Origin of the sequence: Streptococcus australis, assembly GCF_019930045.1 — a bacterium.
In the GTDB taxonomy this organism is placed as follows: domain Bacteria; phylum Bacillota; class Bacilli; order Lactobacillales; family Streptococcaceae; genus Streptococcus; species Streptococcus australis_D.
Genome location: NZ_JAHZQQ010000109.1, coordinates 1 through 1,583, shown reverse-complemented (window position 1 = coordinate 1,583; position 1,583 = coordinate 1). Strand labels below are relative to the sequence as shown.

Annotated in this window: 1 protein-coding gene; it reads left to right on the top strand. The window is 36.5% G+C overall.

Annotated features, from left to right (window positions below; translation table 11 throughout):
* Positions 1-828: 828 nt before the first annotated feature.
* On the top strand, positions 829-1,419 hold the full coding sequence (locus K1J10_RS10475; RefSeq protein WP_223357323.1) for a TlpA family protein disulfide reductase: 591 nt from the start codon (positions 829-831) through the stop codon (positions 1,417-1,419).
* Positions 1,420-1,583 lie beyond the last annotated feature (164 nt).

The following is a 1,583-nucleotide window of genomic DNA, read 5'->3' as shown; positions in this document are numbered from 1 at the left end:
TCTAGTAAATGTGTTGCAACTCTACTATACAGGATTTATTCCTTTTTGTGTTTACACAACTTATTGTACACTACCCTATATCTTGAAGAAGAAAAAAGACTAATTCCAAACGAGGAGTTTGGCCGCAGATCTAGGAATCATTCCTAGATCTTTTTTGATACCGAACATCAAGTTCATGCCAAGTGATGACAAGTCCTGGTCAGAAGGGGCTAACAGGCCTTTCTCCGAGTAAAGATCAGAACCTATGACGGGACAATGGACGAAAGTAGAAAAATGTTGAAAAAAGTGGAGAATTCTCACAAACTTTTTTAAAAAAGTTCCTTTTCTTGGATAAAAAGACCTAAAAAGCCACAAAAATGGTATTATAAACCGATATAATTTATTAAAAAAATGAACTAAAGAAACTAAAAAGGGAAAAAATATAAAAGCAAGAGCTTTGCCACCGGAATGGTATAATAAATATATTTTAAATGATTCTTTGAACATTTAAATGAAGGTACAGAAATGGCGCTATTACAATGGAAATAGACAATTGTCAGACGATTTAATGTATGTTGAGTTTCAATAGATAAAAAACTAAAAAAAAAAATACACAGATTCGTCTAAACTTGTTGAACAAATAACAAAAAAGTGATAGAATGTTAAAAATGTGTCATTGTCTTGTAATCTACGTAATATTTTTGTCGAATTATTTCGTATTCATTTCGAACTATATCAATCATTACGAAGGGAGCTAGACAAGATAGATAAAAAATGAAGCTCCAAGGAGAAAGGTACATATGAGAGTGTATCGGAGAACATTTTTAACGAGGGAAACAAGGAGAATATATGAAAAGAGATAGATGGTGGCTCCCCTTCCTAGCGGTGGGAGTCATAGTAGTGTCTGGAATAGGTTTGTTGTATTACAACAGTCCTGTTCGGAACAAGAGTTCAGGTCCATTGGATAGTGCAACGACGACAGCGAGTAGTAGAGAGAATACAGCTCTTGAACTAGTTGGTCAACAACTACCAGAATTTAAAATGACGGACCAGAAGGATCAAGAACTGAAAAGTTCCAACCAGTATGAGAAACCGATGCTCGTTGTAGAGTGGGCTAGTTGGTGTCCGCACTGCCAACAGCAACTTCCGATTATTCAGCAGATGTATGAGAAATATGGAAAGAAGATCAATTTTGTGATGCTGAACATGATGGAAAAGGGTAAGGAGACTAAAGAGTCCGCCGATCAGTATATAAAGGATAAAGGTTTTACCTTCCCTTACTATTACGATCGCGACCAATCTGCTGCAGATGCTCTGCAAGTCCAAACGATTCCTAGCATCTACTTTGTGGACAAGGATCAAGAAGTCACCCGAGTGGCTGTCGATCACTTAGACCAAGAGAAGTTTGAGGAAGCGTTAGAAACATTACTAAACAATTAACTTCTATAGAAGAGAAAAATAAAAAAGGAGGATGGAGCTCCGAAAAGCTCCAAGGGAATTATGAAAAATTTTTGTAAAAAGATTTTCATCCCCAATTGTCAAGTCAAGTGCAACAAAGTCATTCCTCTGATTAAGCGAGTGTTCTTCCAGCTGTTTGAGCTAGC